General features: G+C 72.3%; 2 protein-coding genes and 1 pseudogene. All 3 read left to right on the forward strand.

The annotated features are described in order from the left end of the window. Positions 1-3,720: SDR family NAD(P)-dependent oxidoreductase (locus tag ACMA1D_RS05175; RefSeq protein WP_414722664.1), on the forward strand; the 3,720-nt coding region annotated here is incomplete at its 5' end. Positions 3,721-3,777: 57 nt separating this feature from the next. Next, positions 3,778-14,145, forward strand: coding sequence for a type I polyketide synthase (locus ACMA1D_RS05180; RefSeq protein WP_414722807.1), 10,368 nt, complete (start codon positions 3,778-3,780; stop codon positions 14,143-14,145). Between the two features lie 70 nt (positions 14,146-14,215). Next, positions 14,216-20,542 (forward strand): annotated as a pseudogene (locus ACMA1D_RS05185) (type I polyketide synthase); the annotation flags it as partial. Positions 20,543-20,574: the final 32 nt, after the last annotated feature.

Below are 20,574 nucleotides of genomic sequence, written 5' to 3' on the forward strand. Positions count from 1 at the left end.
TCGGCGGGTGAGGTGCGGCTGCTGACGGAGTCCACCGAGTGGCCCGAGACCGGGCACCCGCGCCGGGCCGGCGTCTCGGCCTTCGGCGTGAGCGGCACCAACGCCCACACCATCATCGAGCAAGCCCCCGCGGACACCGCGGACGCACGACCGGCCGAGGTGACCTCCTCCGACGACCGCGGCACGGCGCCCTGGACGCTCTCCGCCCGGAGCGCGGACGGGCTGCGAGCCCAGGCACAGCGGCTGCGGGCCCAGCTCACCGCACATCCGGAACTGAGCCTGAAGGACGTCGGCTACTCCCTGGTCGCCACCCGTTCGGTGTTCGAGCACCGTGCCGTACTGACCGGCGCGGACCGCGCGGAGCTGCTGCGCGGACTTGAGGCCGTCGCTACCGCCGAAGACGCCCCCGGCGTCGTGCGCGCGGTCGCGACCCCGACGGGGATCACGGCGTTCCTGTTCTCGGGACAAGGTGCGCAACGGCTCGGCATGGGACGGGAGTTGTACGAGACGTTCCCGGTGTTCGCCCAGGCGCTGGACGAGGTGTGCGCGCACCTGGACGTCGTCCTTGACCGCCCGCTCAAGGACGTGATGTTCGCGGCAGAGGGCGGCGCGGACGCCGAGCTGCTCAACCAGACGGCGTTCACGCAGCCCGCGCTGTTCGCCGTCGAGGTGGCGCTGTTCCGGCTGCTGTCCGCGTGGGGTGTGGCACCGGACGTGGTGATGGGCCACTCCATCGGTGAGATCGCTGCCGCGCACGTCGCGGGGGTGTTCTCGCTTGAGGACGCGTGCACGCTGGTCGCGGCCCGTGGCCGGCTGATGCAGGCGCTGCCCGAGGGCGGCGCGATGGTCGCCATCGAGGCGTCCGAGGAAGAGGTCGCCCCGTCGCTGATCGGTCGTGAGGCCGAGGTGAGCGTCGCCGCCGTCAACGGCCCGACGGCCGTGGTCATCGCCGGTGACGAGGCCGCGGCAGAAGAGATCGCCGGACAGTGGGAGCAGCAGGGCCGCAAGACCAAGCGGCTGCGGGTCAGCCACGCCTTCCACTCGCCCCGCATGGACGCCATGCTGGACGACTTCCGCAAGGTCGTCGAGGGGCTGTCGTTCGCCCCGCCCGTCACCGCCCTGGTATCCAACGTGACGGGCAAGCCGGCGGGCGCCGACGAGGTGTGCTCGCCGGAGTACTGGGTGCGGCACGCGCGGGAGGCCGTACGCTTCCTCGACGGGCTGCGCTCCCTGGAGAACGCGGGCGTGACCAGGTTCTTCGAGGTCGGCCCCGACGGTGTGCTCGCGGCGATGGCACGGGAGTGCCTGACGGCGCAGGAGGCTTCGGCCCCCGTCGTGGTGCCCGCGCTGCGCAAGGACCGCGCCGAGGCCCAGGCGCTGACGACGGCGCTGGCCGAACTCCACGTCCACGGAGCCACCGTCGACTGGGCGGCCCTCTTCGCCGGCGAGGACGTCCGGCGGGTCGAACTGCCGACGTACGCGTTCCAGCGGCAGCGGTACTGGCTGGACGCCCCCGAGGACGGCGCTCTTGACGCCGCCGCCTCCGCGGACTCGGTCGACGCCCGGTTCTGGGACGCGGTCGAGCGCGAGGACCTGGAGGCGCTGACCACCGCGCTGGACGTCGACAAGAACGCCTCGCTGACCGAGGTGCTCCCAGCCCTGTCCTCGTACCGCAAGGGCCACCGCGAGCGGTCCACGGTGGACGGCTGGCGCTACCTGATCGCCTGGAACGGGGTGTCCGAGCTCTCGGAGCGGGCGCTGACCGGCACCTGGCTGGTCATGGCCCCCCAGTCGTACGCCGACGACGAGCTGGTCACCTCCGCGGTGACCATGTTCGAGCGGCAGGGCGCGGACGTGACGCGGATCGTCCTCGACGGTGCGGCGGACATCGACCGCGCGGCGGTCGCCGAGCAACTGCGCACCGCGGTCGAAGGCGCGTCCGACGGGACCGTCAGCGGGGTGCTCTCCCTGCTGGCCCTGGACGAGGACCCCTGCGCCGGGCACGCGGTGGTGCCGCGAGGGCTCGCGCTGAACCTCGTCGCGCTCCAGGCACTCGTGGACGCCGATGTCGAGGCTCCGCTGTGGGTGGCGACCCGGGGCGCCGTGTCGGTGACCGGCTCCGACACCCTGCGCAGCGCGGCCCAGGCGCAGATCTGGGGCCTCGGCCGGGTCGCCGGACTGGAGCACCCCAGGCTCTGGGGCGGTCTGGTGGACCTCCCCGAGACGCTGGACGAGCGGGCCGCGAACCGGCTGTCCGGTGTGCTGGGCGGCGGTGCGGGCGAGTTCGAGGACCAGGTGGCGGTGCGCACGTCCGGCGTGTTCACCCGGCGCCTGGTGCGGGCCGCCGCGCCGCGGACCACGGCCCGGCCGTGGAGCGCGCGCGGCTCGGTGCTGGTGACCGGCGGCACCGGGGGAGTGGGCAGCCAGGTGGCCCGGTGGCTGGCCGGCGCCGGCGCCGAGCACCTGGTGCTGACCAGCCGCCGTGGCCCGGAAGCCGACGGCGCGGCCGAACTGCGCGACGAACTCACCGCCCTGGGCGCCGAGGTGACCATCGCGGCCTGTGACACCGCCGACCGCGACGCCCTGGCCGCCGTACTGGCCGCCATCCCCGAGCAGTATCCGCTGACCGCCGTCGTGCACGCGGCGGGCGTCCTGGACGACGGCGTCCTGGACTCGATGTCGGTGGAGCGGGTGGCGGGCGTGCTGCGCCCCAAGGTGGACGGGGCCCGCCACCTGCACGAGCTCACCGAGGGCCTCGACCTGTCCGCGTTCGTGCTGTTCTCCTCGCTCGCCGGGGCGATCGGCGGGGCCGGGCAGGGCAGTTACGCGGCGGCCAACGCCTACCTCGACGCCCTGGCGCAGCAGCGCGGGGCCCGGGGACTTGCCGCCACCTCGGTGGCCTGGGGCCCGTGGGCCGAGGGCGGCATGGCGGTCGACGGGGCGCTGGAGGACCGGCTGCGGCGCGGCGGCATGGCCGCGATGACGCCGGAGCTGGCGGTGATGGCACTCCAGCAGGCCCTCGACCTCCAGGAGACACACCTGGCCGTCGCCGACCTCGACTGGGAACGGTTCGTCCCGTCCTACACCGCCGTACGGGCCAGCAGGCTGCTGGACGAGGTGCCCGAGGCGCGGCGCATCCTGGAAGCCGCGACCGCGGGCAGCGGCGCCGCGCAGTTCGAGACCGGTGGCTCGGAACTGCGTGAGCGGCTGGCCGGACTGTCGGAGGCGGAGCAGGAACGAGCGCTGCTCGACCTGGTCACCACCCAGGTGGCCGTCGTACTCGGCTTCCCTTCGGTGGAGTCGGTCGAGTCCCAGCGGGCCTTCCGGGAACTCGGCTTCGACTCGCTGACCGCCGTCGAACTGCGCAACCGCCTCGACGCGGCGACGGGCCTTCGCCTGCCCGCGACGATCGTCTTCGACCACCCGACGCCCGTGGCGCTCGCCCGGCGACTGCGTACCGACGTCGTCGAGGACGGGGTCTCAGCGGCCACGCCGATCCTCAGTGAACTGGACCGGATCGAAGCGGCGATGGCCACGATCTCCGCCGACGACGTGGACCGGCCGAGGATCACGACGCGTCTGCAAACCATCCTCCTGAAGTGGGGAGAGGCGGAGCAGGATTCGCGCAACTCCGGCAAGAAGGCGGTTACGGACAAGATCCAGTCGGCGACGTCGGACGAGATCTTCGACTTCATCGACAAGGAGCTCGGGATCTCCTGAGCTGGCGCGGTTGGTTCCCGAGGGCCGTTCCTTACTACTTCCATGGGTGACATAACAATGAACGAAGAGAAGCTTCTCGACTATCTCAAGCGGGTGACCGCGGACCTCCAGCAGACTCGCCAGCGTCTGCTTGAGGCCGAGTCGGCCGACCAGGAACCGATCGCGATCGTCGCCATGAGCTGCCGGTTCCCAGGTGGGGTGAGCTCTCCCGAAGACCTGTGGCGCTTGGTGGCGGACGGTACCGACGCGATCGCGGAGTTCCCCGTGGACCGCGGCTGGGACCTCGACGCCCTCTACGACGAGGACCCGGACCGTCCCGGCACCAGCTATACGACCGAGGGCGGTTTCCTGGAGCACGCCGACCGGTTCGACCCGGCGTTCTTCGGGATCTCGCCGCGTGAGGCGCTGTCGATGGACCCCCAGCAGCGGCTGCTGCTGGAGACGTCCTGGGAGGCGTTCGAGCGCGCGGGCATCGACCCGATGTCCCTGCGGGGCAGCAGGACCGGTGTGTTCGTCGGCACCAACGGCCAGGACTACTCCATGCTCACGCTCGGCGCGGCCGAGAGCCTGGAGGACGTCGAGGGCCACTCGGGCACCGGCAACGCGGCGAGCATCGTCTCCGGCCGGATCTCCTACACCATGGGCCTGGAGGGCCCCGCGCTCTCCGTGGACACGGCCTGTTCGTCGTCCCTGGTGGCCCTGCACCTCGCCGTTCAGGCGCTGCGCCAGCGCGAGTGCACCCTCGCGCTGGCCGGTGGCGTCACAGTGATGTCCACCCCGTCGGCGTTCATCCAGTTCAGCCGGCAGCGCGGCCTCGCCGCGGACGGCCGGTGCAAGCCCTTCGGCGCCGCGGCCGACGGCACGGGCTGGGGCGAGGGCGTCGGCATGCTGCTCGTGGAGCGGCTGTCCGACGCCCAGCGCAACGGCCACCAGGTGCTGGCCGTCGTCCGGGGCTCGGCGATCAACCAGGACGGTGCGTCCAACGGCCTGACGGCGCCCAACGGCATCTCGCAGCAGCGCGTCATCCGGCAGGCGCTGACCAGCGCCCGGCTGTCGGCCGCCGAGGTCGACGCGGTGGAGGCGCACGGTACGGGTACGTCGCTGGGTGACCCGATCGAGGCGCAGGCGCTGCTGGCCACCTACGGCCAGGACCGGCCCGCGGACGAGCCGCTGTGGCTGGGCGGCATCAAGTCGAACTTCGGTCACACGCAGGCCGCCGCCGGCGTCGCGGGCGTCATCAAGATGGTGATGGCGATGCGCGAGGGTGTCCTCCCCAAGACCCTCCACGCGGACGAGCCCTCGCCGCACATCGACTGGACCAGCGGCGCCGTCTCCCTGCTGAGCGACTCGATCCCGTGGCCGGACCGCGAGCACCCCAGGCGCGCCGCGGTGTCCTCGTTCGGCATGAGCGGCACCAACGTGCACACCATCCTGGAGCAGGCTCCCGAGGTCGAGGAGGCGGAGGCCGTCGAGACCGGGCCCGCCGACGCCCCGGTGGCCTGGCCGGTGTCGGGCCGTAGCGCGGATGCACTGCGGGCGCAGGCCGGGAAACTGCGTGAATTCCTCGCGGACCGCCCGGAGTTGAACGTGGCGGAGGTGGCCATCTCACTGGCCACGACCCGGTCCGCCTTCGAGCACCGGGCCGTGGTGACCGGAGCCGACCGCGAAGCACTCCTTGTGGGCCTTGAGGCGATCGCCGAGGACACCGTCACCTCGGCGTCGAACGGAGTGGTACGCGGGAGGACCGGCGACGCCGGTCGTTCGGTGTTCGTGTTCCCGGGTCAGGGGGCGCAGTGGGTGGGTATGGCGGTGGGGTTGTTGGATTCCTCGCCGGTGTTCGCCGAGGCGGTGGCCGAGTGTGAGTCGGCTCTGTCGGCTCATGTGGACTGGTCGCTGACGGATGTCCTGCGTGGTGCTGAGGGCGCTCCCGGTTATGACCGGGTGGATGTCGTGCAGCCGGTGTTGTTCGCGGTGATGGTGTCGCTGGCGAAGTTGTGGCGTTCGGTGGGTGTGGAGCCGGATGCGGTGATGGGTCACAGCCAGGGTGAGATCGCTGCCGCGTGTGTGGCGGGTGCGTTGTCGCTGGAGGACGCCGCGAAGGTGGTGGCCTTGCGGTCGCAGGCGATCGCCGCCGGTTTGGCGGGTCGCGGCGGCATGGTGTCGGTCGGGCTTTCGGTCGACCAGGTGCGCGAGCGCATCGCCGCCTGGGACGGCGCGATATCGGTCGCCGCGGTCAACGGTCCCGGCTCGGTTGTCGTCTCCGGTGATCCTGGTGCGTTGGATGAGATGGTCACCCAGTTGGAGGGTGAGGAGGTGCGGGTTCGCCGGGTGCCGGTGGACTACGCCTCGCACTCCGCCCACGTGGAGGAGATCCGCGAGAATCTGCTGAAGGCCCTGGCGGACATCGCGCCGCGCTCCTCGGAGGTGCCGTTCTACTCGACCGTGTCCGGTGAGCTGGTGGACACGGTCGGTCTGGACGCGGAGTACTGGTACCGCAACCTGCGCCAGACGGTCGAGCTGGAGGCCACCACCCGCACCCTGCTCGATGACGGTCACACCGTGTTCATCGAGGTGAGCCCGCATCCGGTGCTGAACCTGCCGGTGCAGCAGACGGTGGAGGCCGCTGAGGCGCAGGCCGTGGTCACCGGGACGCTGCGGCGGGACGAGGGTGGTCTGGAGCGGTTCCTGACCTCTGCCGCCGAGGTGTTCGTGCGGGGTGTCAAGGTTGACTGGGTCGCCCTGATCGGGGGCCGGAGCGCCCGTCGGGTGGGCTTGCCGACGTACGCCTTCCAGCGGCAGCGGTACTGGCTGGACGTGTCGGGCTGGGAGATGTCGGCCACCGCCGACGCCCTGGGCACGGACGCCGTGGACGCGCGTTTCTGGGAGGCCGTCGAGCGCGAGGACCTGGAGTCGCTGGTCCGCACGTTGGAGGTGGAGGGCGAGGAGGCGCAGTCGTCGTTGACGGCGCTGCTTCCCGCGCTGTCGTCCTGGCGCCGTCAGCGGCGTGAGCAGAACACGGTGGACAGTTGGCGTTACAAGGTGGTTTGGAAGCCCCTGGCGCCCGTCACCGACGCGACCCTCTCGGGCACCTGGCTGGTCGCCCTCCCCGCGTCGCACGCCGATGACGCCCTCGTGTCCGCCACGGTCAACGGGCTGGAGGCGAACGGGGCCGCGGTCGTCCGCGTGGTCCTTGACGCATCGGGCAACGACCGTGAGGCGGTCGCGGAGCGGCTGCGTGGTGCGCTTGACGGGGCCGGGGTGGAGTCGTCGGGTGTGGCGGGTGTGTTCTCGCTGCTGGCGCTGGATGAGTCGGGGCACGAGTCCTTCGAGGGTGTCCCTGCTGGGTTCGCCGCGCTGGTGGGGCTGGTCCAGGGGCTGGGTGACGCGGGTGTGACCGCTCCGTTGTGGTGCGGTACTCGGGGTGCGGTGTCGGTGGGTCGTTCCGACCGGCTGGTGAGTCCGGTGCAGTCGTTGGTGTGGGGTCTGGGTCGGATCGTGGGGGCGGAGTACCCCCAGCGCTGGGGCGGCGCTGTCGACCTGCCCGAGACCGTGGACAGCCGTGCCGCGGCCCGTCTGGTCGGGGTGCTGGCGGGTACGGAGGGCGAGGACCAGGTCGCGGTACGCGGCTCCGGTGTGTTCGCCAAGCGCATGGTGCGGGCCACGGCGGCCGAGGACGCGGCGGGCCGAGGGACCTGGCAGAGCTCGGGTTCGGTGTTGGTGACCGGTGGTACGGGTGCGCTGGGTGGCCATGTGGCCCGGTGGTTGGCGCGTACGGGTGCTGAGCACCTGGTGCTGACCAGCCGTCGTGGGTTGGAGGCCGAGGGCGCCGTTGAGCTGAAGGCGGAGCTTGAGGGCCTGGGTGCCCGGGTGACGGTGGCGGCGTGTGACGCGGCCGACCGGGAGGCCCTGGCGGCGGTGCTGGACGCGATTCCGAGCGAGTTCCCGCTGACCGGTGTGGTGCACACGGCCGGTGTGCTGGACGACGGTGTGGTGGACGCCCTGACGGCGGAGCGGGCGGCCGGTGTGTTGCGTCCGAAGGTGGACGCGACACGGAACCTGCACGAGCTGACCGCCGGGATGGACCTGTCGGCCTTCGTGCTCTTCTCCTCCGGCGCCGCCACCCTGGGCGGCCCGGGACAGGGCAGCTATGCGGCAGGCAACTCCTACCTCGACGCGCTGGCGTTGCAGCGGCGCGCCGACGGGCTTCCCGCCACCTCGATCGGCTGGGGCGCCTGGGCCGGTGGTGGACTCGGCTCCGGCCAGGTCGGCGAGCGGATGGACCGTTCCGGTGTGGTCGGGATGGAGCCCGAGCTGGCGATCTCCGGAATGCAGCAGGCGCTTGAACTGGACGAGACGTTCCTGGTCATCGCCGAGATCGACTGGGACCGCTTCCAGCCGGAGTTCGTCGGCTCACGTCCCAACGCGCTGTTCCGCGAGGTGCCCGAGCTGAACCGCCCCGCTGCCGCTGCCACCGGTGGCGCGGACGCGAGCGACGGCGACGACGCGATCTCCGCGCTCCGCCGGGAGATGGCGGAACTGTCCCCCGCCGAACAGCCGGGGCTCCTCCTGGAGCTGGTGCGCAACCAGGCCGCCGACGTCCTCGGCTACGACAGCGCCGACGCGGTGGAGGCCGACCGTGCCTTCCGCGACCTCGGCTTCGACTCGCTGACCGCCGTCGAACTGCGCAACCGCCTCGGCGTGGTCACCGGCCTCCGGCTGCCGGTCACCTGTGTCTTCGACTACCCGTCCGCCACGGTGCTGGCCCGGTACCTGCACACCGAGATGTTCGGCAAGCAGCCGGTCACCGGGGACGCCGCCGCGCCCAAGCGGCCGGAAGGGCTCGACAAGCCCGTCGCCACCGACGAGCCGATCGCCATCATCGGCATGAGCTGCCGGTTCCCCGGCGGGGTACGCACCCCCGAGGCGCTGTGGGACCTGCTGATGGCCGAGGGCGACGTGATCTCCGGCTTCCCGGAGGACCGCGACTGGGACGTCGACAGCCTCTACGACCCGGACCCCGAGAAGTCCGGCACCAGCTACGTCCGGGCGGGCGGCTTCCTCGACGAGGTCGGCCACTTCGACCCTGCGTTCTTCGGGATCTCGCCGCGCGAGGCGATGGCGATCGACCCGCAGCAGCGCATGCTCCTTGAGACGTCCTGGGAGGCGTTCGAGCGCGCCGGCATCGACCCCGTGGCGCTGCGCGGAACCCAGACCGGAGTCTTCGTCGGCTCCAACTACCACGACTACGGTTCGCGCATCCTGAAGGACGCCGAGGGCGTGGAGGGGTATCTCGGCCTCGGCAGCGCCCCCAGCGTCTCCTCCGGCCGCATCTCCTACACCTTCGGCTTTGAGGGGCCGGCCGTCACGGTGGACACCGCGTGTTCGTCGTCGCTGGTCGCCCTGCACATGGCCGTGCAGTCGCTGCGCCAGGGGGAGTCCTCCGTGGCGCTGGCCGGCGGTGTCACGATCATGGCCACGCCGGGCACGTTCGTCGAGTTCAGCGCCCAGCGCGTGCTGTCCTTCGACGGCCGCTGCAAGGCGTTCGCGGCGTCGGCCGACGGCACCGGCTGGTCCGAGGGCGTGGGCATGCTCCTGGTGGAGCGACTGTCGGACGCCCAGCGCAACGGCCACCAGGTGCTGGCCGTCATCCGGGGTTCGGCGATCAACCAGGACGGTGCCTCCAACGGTCTCACCGCCCCCAACGGCCCGTCGCAGCAGCGGCTGATCGAGCAGACGCTGGCCGGCGCCCGGCTGGCCGCCGCCGACGTGGACGTGGTCGAGGCCCATGGCACCGGCACGCCCCTCGGCGACCCGATCGAGGCGCAGGCGCTGCTGGCCACCTACGGCCAAGGCCGCCCCGAGGGCCGGCCGTTGCTGCTGGGCGCCATCAAGTCGAACATCGGTCACACCCAGGCCGCCGCCGGCGTCGCGGGCGTCATCAAAATGGTGATGGCCATGCGTGAGGGCGTCCTCCCCAAGACCTTGCACGTGGACGAGGCGACGCCGCACGTGGACTGGTCGGCGGGCGACGTCGAGTTGCTGACCGAGACGGTGCCCTGGCCGGAGACGGACCGCCCGCGCCGGGCGGCGGTGTCCGCCTTCGGCGTGAGCGGCACCAACGCACACACGATCATCGAGCAGGCGCCGGTCGCCGACGAGCCGGAGGCGCCGCGGGCCACGGCCGCCCCGGATACCACCGAGGTCCCGGTGCCGTGGATCCTCTCCGGCAGGACCGACGCCGCCCTACGCGGCCAGGCCGAGCGACTGAGGGACCAACTCGCCACACAGGCCGAGGAGTTCATGCCCACGGTGGACGTCGGCTATTCCCTGGCGACGACCCGGTCGCTCTTCGACCAGCGAGCCGTCCTGGTGGGCGAGGACCGCGCGGACATGCTGCGTGGCCTCGACGCCCTCGCGAAGGGCGAGACCGCGCCCGGCGTCGTGCGGGGCACGGCCGGAGCGGCCGGCAAGACGGCGTTCCTGTTCTCGGGCCAAGGCGCACAACGGCTCGGCATGGGGCGCGAGTTGTACGAGGCGTTCCCGGTGTTCGCCGACGCGTGGGACGAGGCGTGCGCGCACCTGGACGTACTGCTCGACCGTCCGCTGCGGGACGTGGTGTTCGCGGCGGAGTGCAGCGCGGAGGCCGAGCTGCTGGACCGGACGGCGTTCACGCAGCCCGCGCTGTTCGCCGTCGAGGTGGCGTTGTTCCGGCTGCTGGAGCACTGGGGCGTCCGGCCGGATGTGGTGATCGGGCATTCCATCGGTGAGGTCGCAGCCGCCCACGTGGCCGGGGTGTTCTCGCTGGAAGACGCGTGCGCACTGGTGGCCGCGCGCGGCCGACTGATGCAGGCGCTGCCCGAGGGCGGCGCGATGGTGGCCGTCCAGGCGTCCGAGGACGAGATCGCCGGATCGCTCGCCGGTCGTGAGACCGAGGTGAGCATCGCCGCCGTCAACGGCCCGACGGCCGTGGTGATCGCCGGTGACGAGGCCGCCGCACTGGAGATCGCCGGCCAGTGGTCGGAGCAGGGCCGCAAGACGAGCCGCCTCCGTGTCAGCCACGCCTTCCACTCGCCCCGCATGGACGCGATGCTCGCCGACTTCCGCAAGGTCGTCGAAGAGCTGACCTTCGCCAAGCCGGCCCTCTCCCTGGTCTCCAACGTGACCGGTGAGCCGGCGGGCGCGGACGAGGTGTGTTCGCCGGAGTACTGGGTCCGCCACGTGCGGGAAGCAGTGCGGTTCGCCGACGGGGTGCGGGCCCTGGAGAAGCTGGGCGTGACCCGGTTCGTCGAGGTCGGCCCCGACGGTGTGCTCACCGCGATGGCGCGGGACTGCGTGGCGGACCGCCCCGAGGGCACCGCCACGCCGGTCCTGGTGCCGGTGCTGCGCAAGGAGCGCCCTGAGGCGCGGGCGCTGACGACGGCGCTGGCCGAGCTCCACGTGGGCGGCGTCGCGGTCAACTGGGAGCGGGCCTTCACCGGGCGCGACGCCCGCAGGGTCGAGCTGCCCACCTACGCCTTCCAGCGGGAGCGCTACTGGCTGGAGGCCCTGTCCTCGTTCGCCAGCGATGTGACCGCCGTCGGGCTCGTCCCGCCGACGCACCCGCTGCTGGGCGCCGCCGTAGAACTGCCCGACGCGGACGGCTTCCTGTTCACCAGCCGCCTCTCGCCGCAGACCGACCCGTGGCTCGTCGACCACATGGTGCAGGACACGATCCTGCTGCCCGGCACCGCCTTCCTCGAACTGGCCCTGCACGTCGCCGACCAGGTGGGATGCGACCGGGTCGAGGAACTGACCCTCACGGCGCCGCTGGCGCTGCCCGAGCGGGGCGCGGTCCACCTGCAACTGGCGGTGGGCGGACCGGACGAGAGTGGCACGCGCTCGCTGAACGTGTACTCCCGGCCGGAGGACTCCACCCTGGAGCAGCCGTGGACCCAGCACGCCTCCGGCCTGCTCACGCGGAGCGGGACGCAGGACGACACCGGCCGGACCGACCTCTCCGTATGGCCCCCCGAGGGCGCCGAACGGATCGACACCGAGGACGTCTACGCCCGGATGGCCGCGGGCGGCTTCGCCTACGGCCCGGTCTTCCAGGGGCTGCGATCGGTGTGGATCCGAGGTGACGAGGTCTTCGCCGAGGTGCGCCTGCCCGAGGAGAACGCGTCGGAAGCGGAGCGGTTCGGACTGCACCCCGCCCTCCTGGACGCGGCGGTCCAAGCCGTCATGTTCGTACCGCAGGAGGAGGCGGGGCTGGCCAGGCTTCCGTTCTCCTGGAGCGGCGTATCGCTGCGGGCCACGGGCGCCTCGGAACTGAGGGTGCGCCTGAGCTCGCTCGGGCCCGACTCGATCGGCCTCACCGTGGCCGACACCAGCGGCCTCGCCGTCGCCACCGTCGACTCCCTCACGCTGCGGCTGGTGGCGGAGGGGCAGATCCAGTCGGCCGGCACCGCGCCGGCCGGGCACGACTCGCTCTTCCGGCTCGACTGGACCCCCGTTCCCGTCGGCGCGCCGGCCCCGGCCGCCGAGGGGACGTGGGCCGTGCTGGGCACGGACGGCCTGGGGGTCCGCTCCGGTCTGGAGGGCGCGGGCGCCGACGTGGTGTCGTACGCGGACCTGGCCGCGCTGCGCGCGGGGGTCGACTCCGGGGCCACCCCGCCGGACGTCGTCATGGTGACGGGCGCCGCGGAGGCGGCCGGCATCGACGACGGGACGGACCTGGCCGGACGGGTACGCGAGGCCACGTACCGCGCGCTGGAACTGGTGCGGTTGTGGGTCACCGACGAGCGGTTCAGCGACTCCTACCTGGTGTTCGTGACCCGCGGTGCGATGGGCGCCCGGTCCTCCGGTGAGGTGCGCACCCCGGCCGACGCCGCCGTGTGGGGTCTGCTGCGCTCCGCGCAGACCGAGCACCCCGGGAAGTTCCTCCTGGTGGACCTGGACCCGGAAGACCAGGGCGACGCCTCAACGGCGCTGCGGGCGGCGCTGACCGCCGAGGAACCGCAGGTGGCCGTGCGGGACGGGCGGGTGCTCGCGGCACGACTGGCCCGCGTGGTTCAGGCCGAGGACCTGCCCGAACCGGGCACTCCGTCGTTCGACGGCGATGGCACGGTGTTGATCACGGGTGGTACGGGTGGTTTGGGTGCGTTGTTGGCCCGTCATCTGGTGGTGGAGCACGGTGTGCGTTCTTTGGTGTTGACGAGTCGTCGTGGTGTGGAGGCGCCGGGTGCGGCGGAGTTGGTGGCGGAGTTGGCGGGGTTGGGTGCGGAGGTGCGGGCGGTGGCGTGTGATGTCGCTGATCGCGTCGCGGTGGAGGGTTTGTTGGCGGGGATTGGGTCTGAGTATCCGTTGTCGGGTGTGGTGCATGCGGCGGGTGTGTTGGACGACGGTGTGGTGGAGTCGTTGACGCCGGAGCGGGTGGACAGGGTGTTGCGTCCGAAGGTGGATGCGGCGCTGCACCTGCACGAGCTGACCCGCGACCTCGACCTCTCCGCGTTCGTGGTGTTCTCCTCGGCCTCCTCCAACTTCGGTGGCGGCGGCCAGGCCAACTACGCCGCGGCCAACGCCTTCCTGGACGCCCTGGCACACCAGCGGCGCGGACTCGGCCTCCCCGCGGTCTCCCTGGCCTGGGGCATGTGGGAGCAGCGCAGCGAGATGACCGGGGACCTCGGCGAGGCGGACCTCCAGCGCATCGCACGAGCCGGGCTGAACGCGCTCAGCTCGCACGAGGGCCTCGCACTGTTCGACGACGCGCTCAGGACCGACGAGACCGTGCTCGTACCGACCCACGTGGACCTCGCCGCCCTGCGCGTCCAGGCCCACACCGGCGACGTCCCCGCGCTGCTGCGCGGCCTGGTGCGCATTCCCCGGCGCCGGGCCGTGGCGGCGGAGACCACGCACACCGGCACCGGGTCGCTGCGGGACCGCCTGGCCGGTCTCGCCGCGGCCGACCAACACCGGGCGCTGCTCGACCTGGTGCGGGTGCAGGTGGCCACCGTCCTCGGCCATGGCTCGCCGGAGGCGGTGGAGCCCGACATGGCCTTCAAGGAGATGGGCTTCGACTCGCTGACCACGGTGGAACTGCGCAACCGGCTCAACACGGAGACCGGGCTGCGGCTGTCGGCGGTGCTGGTCTTCGACCACCCGACCCCCACGGCGCTGGTGGACCACCTGCGGGAGGAACTCCTGCCGGACGGCGGCACGGGCGAGCCCCTGCTCTTCGCCGAGCTCGACAGGCTGGAGCCCTTGCTCTCCCACGTGATGGACGACGGCGAGGCGCGGACGAAGGCGGCCGGACGGCTGCGGGAGCTCCTGGAGAAGCTGGTCGAGGCTTCCGACGACTCCGACTCCGCCGATGTGGTCGAACGGATCGGATCGTCGTCCAACGACGAACTGTTCGCCTTCATCGACAACGAGCTCGGGCTGTCCTGAACCGGCGTCCAGCGCCCTCTGCCCCCCTGACTTCACAGTTCAAAGAAAGCGACGGCACACAGTGAGCGAGACGAAGCTCCGCGACTACCTCAACAGGGTGACGACCGACCTGCACCGCACCCGGCAGCGCCTTCAAGAGGTGGAGGCGAAGCAGCGCGAGCCCATCGCGATCGTCGCGATGAGCTGTCGCTTCCCCGGCGGGGTCAGCTCTCCCGAGGAGCTGTGGAACATGGTCGCGGACGGCGCCGACGGACTCTCACCGTTCCCCACGGACCGCGGCTGGCACGAGGAGGTGTACAACCCGGACCCCGACAGCCAGGGCACGAGCTATGTGAACGAGGGCGGGTTCCTGCACGACGCCGCACAGTTCGATCCCGTGTTCTTCGGGATCTCGCCGCGTGAGGCGCTGGCGATGGACCCCCAGCAGCGGCTGCTGCTTGAGGCGTCCTGGGAGGTCCTGGAGCGGGCGGGCATCGACCCGCTGTCCGTCAAGGGCACCACCGGCGGCGTGTTCATGGGCGCCGCCTTCCAGGGGTACGGCGCGGCCGGCCCGATCGAGGCCGAAGAGGTCGAGGGCCACCTGATGACGGGGCAGACGCCCGCCGTCACCTCCGGCCGGGTCTCGTACGTCCTCGGCCTCGAAGGCCCCGCGGTGACGGTGGACACGGCGTGTTCGTCGTCCCTGGTGACGCTGCACCTGGCCGCGCAGGCGCTGCGCCAGGGCGAGTGCGACTTCGCCCTGGCCGGCGGCATCACCGTGATGGCCGGCCCCGGAACGTTCACCGAGTTCAGCCGTCAGCGGGGACTCGCATCCGACGGCCGCTGCAAGCCCTTCGCGGCTGCCGCGGACGGCACCAACTGGGCCGAGGGCGTCGGCGTGCTGCTCGTGGAACGGCTGTCCGACGCCCGCCGCCTCGGCCACCCCGTGCTGGCCGTGGTGCGCGGCTCCGCGGTGAACCAGGACGGCGCCAGCAACGGCCTCACGGCCCCCAACGGCCCGTCGCAGCGCAGGGTGATCCGGCAGGCGCTCGACAACGCGGGACTCACCCCGGACGACGTCGACGTGGTGGAGGCGCACGGTACGGGCACCACGCTGGGTGACCCGATCGAGGCGCAGGCGCTGCTGGCCACCTACGGCCAGGGCCGGCCGGCGGACCGGCCGCTGTGGCTGGGGTCCATCAAGTCGAACATCGGTCACACGCAGGCGGCGGCGGGTGTCGCGGGGATCATCAAGATGGTGATGGCGATGCGGCACGGCGTTCTGCCGAAGACGCTGCACGTCGACGAGCCGACCCCGCACGTGGACTGGTCGGCGGGGGCCGTGGAACTGCTGACCGAGGCACGGCCCTGGCCGGAGACGGGCCGGCCCCGCCGGGCGGCGATCTCCTCCTTCGCGATCAGCGGCACCAACGCGCACACCATCGTCGAGCAGGCCCCCGAAGCCGCGGAGCCGGGGCCGGCCACTCCGCAGGAGGACCCGGAAGCCGAGGCACCCGCGACGGTCGCGACCTCCGTCGTGCCGTGGCTCGTCGCCGGCAAGGGCGAGGCCGCGCTGCGGGCACAGGCCGAGCGGCTGCACGCCCGTCTGACGGCCCAGGGCTCCGCCCAGGACGACGAACTCGCGGTGGCGCCAGTGGCGGACATCGGCTACTCCCTGGCCGTGTCCCGGTCGGCGTTCGAGCACCGCGCGGCGGTGATCGGCGACGACCGCGAGAGCCTCCTGCGCGGTCTTCGGGCCGTGGCTCAGGGCGAGATCGCTCCGGGCGTGGTCAGGGCACAGGCGGTGAAGGGACGTAGGACCGCGTTCCTGTTCTCGGGACAGGGTGCGCAACGCCTGGGCATGGGGCGGGAGTTGTACGACGCCTTCCCGGTGTTCGCCCGCGCCTTGGATGAGGTGTGTGCGCATCTGGATGTGCTGCTTGACCGTCCGCTGAAGGACGTGGTGTTCGCGGCGGAGGGCAGTGCCGACGCCGAGCTGCTGAACCGGACGGCGTTCACGCAGCCTGCGTTGTTCGCGGTCGAGGTGGCGTTGTTCCGGCTGCTGGAGCACTGGGGCGTCACCCCGCACGTGCTCATCGGGCATTCGGTGGGTGAGATCGCTGCCGCGCACGTGGCGGGGGTCTTCTCGCTTCAGGACGCGTGCACGCTGATCGCCGCCCGTGGCCGGCTGATGCAAGCCCTGCCCGAGGGCGGCGCGATGGTGGCGGTGCAGGCGTCCGAGGAGGAGATCGCCGGATCGCTGGCCGGTCGAGAGGCCGAGGTGGACATCGCGGCGGTCAACGGTCCGACGGCCGTGGTGATCGCGGGCGACGAGGCCGCCGTACTGGAGATCGCCGGCCAGTGGTCGGAACAGGGCCGCAAGACGAGCCGGCTGCGGGTCAGCCACGCCTTCCACTCGCCCCGTATGGACGCGATGCTCGCCGACTTCCGCAAGGTCGTCGAAGGGCTGTCGTTCGCCGCGCCGGCCATCCCCTTCGTCTCCAACGTCACCGGAGAGCCGGCTTCGGACGCCGAGGTGTGCACGCCGGAGTACTGGGTGCGGCACGTGCGCGCGGCCGTACGCTTCGCCGACGGGGTACGCAGCCTTGAGGCGCAGGGGGTGAACACCTTCCTGGAGGTCGGCCCGGACGCCGTGCTGTCGGTGATGGCCCAGGACTGCCTGGGCGAGCAGGCCGCGGTCAGCCCCGTGACGGTGTCGACGCTGCGCAAGGACCGGACGGAGGTCCAGGCGCTGACGGCCGCCGTCGCCGAACTCCACATCCACGGCGCCGCAGTCGACTGGGAGCAGGTCTTCGCCGGGCGGGGCGCGCAGCGGGTGGCCCTCCCCACGTACGCCTTCCAACGCCAGCGCTACTGGCTCGACTCCATGGCAGCCGTCGGCGACGTCGGCTCGGTGGGCCTGGGAACGGTATGGCACCCGCTGCTGGGCGCCGTGCTCTCGCTGGCGGGCGGCGGCGGTGTGCTGCTCAGCGGGCGGTTGTCGATGGCCACGCACTCCTGGCTCGCCGATCACACGGTGCAGGGCATGGCGCTGGTGCCCGGGACGGCCTTCATGGAGATGGCCGCCCGAGCGGGTGACCAGGTGGGGTGCCCGCGGGTCGATGAGCTGGTGATCGAGGCGCCCCTGGTGATGCCCGAGCGCGGCGGGGTGCAGATCCAGGTCGAGGTGGGGGACGTCGACGCCGCGGGCCACCGCGAGGTGAGCGTCTACTCGCGGATCGAGTCCGACGAGGACCGGGCCGACCTCGGGAACCCATGGGTACGGCACGCACACGGTGTGCTCACCCCGTCCGGCCCGGCAGCCTCCTTCGACTTCAAGAAGTGGCCGCCCTCCGGGTCCAAGCCCGTCGACATCTCCGGCGGGTACGAGCACGCCGCCGAACACGGGCTGCGCTACGGCCCCGCGTTCCAGGGGCTGCGGCGCGCCTGGCGACGCGGCGACGCGGTGTTCGCCGATGTCGAACTGCCCGAGGACCAGCTCGGCACCGCGAAGTACTTCGGCCTGCACCCGGCGCTGTTCGACGCGGCCCTGCACGCCATCGGCGTGGGCAAGGAAGTACGCGGCGGCGACGACGCGCCGAGCGCGGGCACCCTGCTGCCGTTCTCGTGGCGAGGCTTCTCCCTCGACGCCGTCGGCGCTGGAGCGCTGCGCGTCCGGGTGGTCCCCGACGGGCGCCAGGCGGTGTCCCTGGCGATCGCCGACACGTCGGGCCGCCCGGTGGCGTCGGTCGACTCACTCGTTCTGCGGCCCATGCAGGCGGACGCGTTGCGGAACGCGAACCGGAAGACCGGCGACGCGCTGTTCCTCATGGAGTGGACGGCGAGCGCGGCCGAGCCCGCCGAGGGCGCGGCGTCGGGCTGGTCGGTGGTGCTGGGCGACGACCGCCTCGGCGTGGGCGCCGCTCTGGAGGCGTCGGGCGTCACCACCGACGTGTACACGGACCCGGTGGCGCTCGGTGACGCCGTGGCGTCGGGCACGCTCATGCCCGGCACCGTGGTGCTGCCGGTGGCTTCGGACGGCTCGGCCGTGGCGGGCGAGGTACATGCGCGGGTCGCCGAGGTACTGGAGACCGTCCAGTCCTGGGTGGCGGACGAACGGTTCGCGGGGAGCCGGCTGGTGCTCGTGACCCGGGGGGCCGTGGACACCGGTGACGGTGTGACGGATCTGGCGGGCGCGGCCGTGTGGGGCCTTGTGCGCTCGGCGCAGTCGGAGAACCCGGGCCAGGTGGTGCTGGTCGACGTCGATGACGTCGAACGGTCGGCCGGGCTGCTCGCGGGCGTGGTGGCTTCCGGCGAGGAGCAGGTGGTGGTGCGCTCCGGCGAGGTCCGCGTGGCGCGCCTGGGCCGCGCGCCGCTCCCGGGCGAGGCTCAGGAGTCGGAGGTGTTCGGTTCCGGCTCGGTACTGGTGACGGGGGGCACCGGGCTGCTCGGCGGCTTGGTGGCCCGGCACCTGGTCACCCGGCACGGGGTCCGGAAGCTGGTGCTGTTGTCCCGCCGTGGGGCGGAGGCGGACGGTGCCGCCGAGTTGCGGACCGAACTGGCAGCCGCGGGCGCCGAAGCAGTGATAGAGGCGTGCGACGTCGCGGACCGCGAGGCGCTCGCCGCGGTGCTGTCGGGGCTGCCCGAAGGGTTCGCGCCGAGCGCTGTGGTGCACGCGGCCGGGGTGCTCGACGACGGGCTGTTCGCGTCCCTGTCGCGCGAGCGGGTGAGCGCGGTGCTGCGGGCGAAGGTGGACGCGGCCTGGAACCTGCACGAACTGACCGCGGACATGGACCTGTCGGCGTTCGTCCTCTTCTCCTCGGCCGCCGGTGTGCTCGGCGCGGCCGGACAGAGCAACTACGCCGCGGCCAACGTGTTCCTGGACGGCCTCGCGTCCTGGCGGCGCACCCAAGGGCTGCCGGGCGTCTCGCTGGCCTGGGGACTGTGGGAACAGGCCGGCGGCATGACCGGGCACCTCGGGCAGGGTGACCTGCGCCGGGTGTCGCGTTCGGGTCTGGTGCCGCTCTCCTCCAAGGAGGGCCTGGAGCTGTTCGACGCGGGCGTCACCTCCGGCCAGGCCGTGGTGATCCCCACCCGGCTGGACCTGGGTGCGCTGCGCGCCCAGGGGGCCGCGATGCCCGCCGTGTTCCGTGCCATCGTCCCGGAGCCCACGGTCCGGCGTACGGCCCGCGCGGGCGAGTCCGAAGCCGGTGACCAGTCCGCCCAGTTGCGCCAACAACTGGCCGGGCTGTCGGAGACCGAGACCGAGGAGGCGCTGCTCGAACTGGTGCGTACGCTCGCCGCCGCGGTGCTCGGGTACACGTCGCCCGACGAGGTCGACACCAGCCACGAGTTCATGGAGATGGGCTTCAACTCCCTTACGGCGGTGGAGTTCCGCAACCAGCTCGCCGCGGTCACCGGCCTCCGGCTGGACACCACGGTGGTCTTCGACTACCCGCGCCCCCTGGAGCTGGTGTCCCATCTGCGGCCCCGGATCGCGGCCGGGATCGCGTCCGCTCCCGCCGACCGCAAGCCGCAGTCGCCGTCGGTCCGGGCCGCCACGTCGACGCCCACGACCGAGCCTCAGGCATCGCAGGCGGACGCGCCCGACACCCTGGGCTCCCTGTTCCGGGAGGCGGCGGCGCAGGGCAAGACCAAGATCGGCATGGATCTGCTGGTGAACGCCGCGCGGCTGCGTCCCACCTTCGAGGACCCGGCCGACTTCGAGGGGACCATCAGGCCCGTGCGCCTCTCCCGGGGTGCCGTGCGCCCCCGGCTGATGTGCTGCTCCTCCTACATGGCGCTGGGCGGCGTCCACCAGTACGCGCAGCTCGCCGCCTCCTTCCGGGGCAGCCGGGACGTCGCGGCCCTGCCCGCCGTGGGATTCGTCCAGGGCGAGAGCCTTCCGGCCACCCCGGAGGCGCTGTTCCGCCTCCAGGCGCGGATCGTCTCGGAGTACGCCGACGGTGCCCCGGTCGTCCTGGTCGGTTCGTCGGCCGGCGGAATGGTCGCCCACTCGGTGGCCGCCGCTCTGGAGAGCCAGGGCACACCGCCCGCGGGAGTCGTCCTGCTGGACACGTACCTGCCGGACAGCGCGAGCATCGGCCAGTTCGAGACCACCATGCTCGACGAGATGTACGAGCGGGACGCCCTCGTCTCCATGGAGGGTGTCCGGATGTCCGCCATGGGCTGGTACCTGCATCTGTTCGAGGGGTGGAAGCCGCCGGAGAGCTCGGTTCCCAGCCTCCTCGTCCGTGCGGCGGAACCCATGGGCGAGGTGGACCCGGACGCGCCGGGCTGGCAGTCGGACTGGCCGGCCGACTCCGTGATCGACGTACCCGGAACCCACTTCACGATGGTGGAGAAGCAGGCGGGTACCACCGCACAGGCCGTCGAGGACTGGGTGGCCAGCCTCTAGCGCAGCACGCGCCCGCCCGCGCCGACGGCCGC

The organism is Streptomyces sp. 796.1, assembly GCF_047525675.1.
GTDB lineage: Bacteria > Actinomycetota > Actinomycetes > Streptomycetales > Streptomycetaceae > Streptomyces.

Bases quoted from the DNA above. Each gene is read 5' to 3' on its own strand.
- ACMA1D_RS05180 (WP_414722807.1), top strand. From the start codon at position 3,778: ATGAACGAAGAGAAGCTTCTCGACTATCTCAAGCGGGTGACCGCGGAC.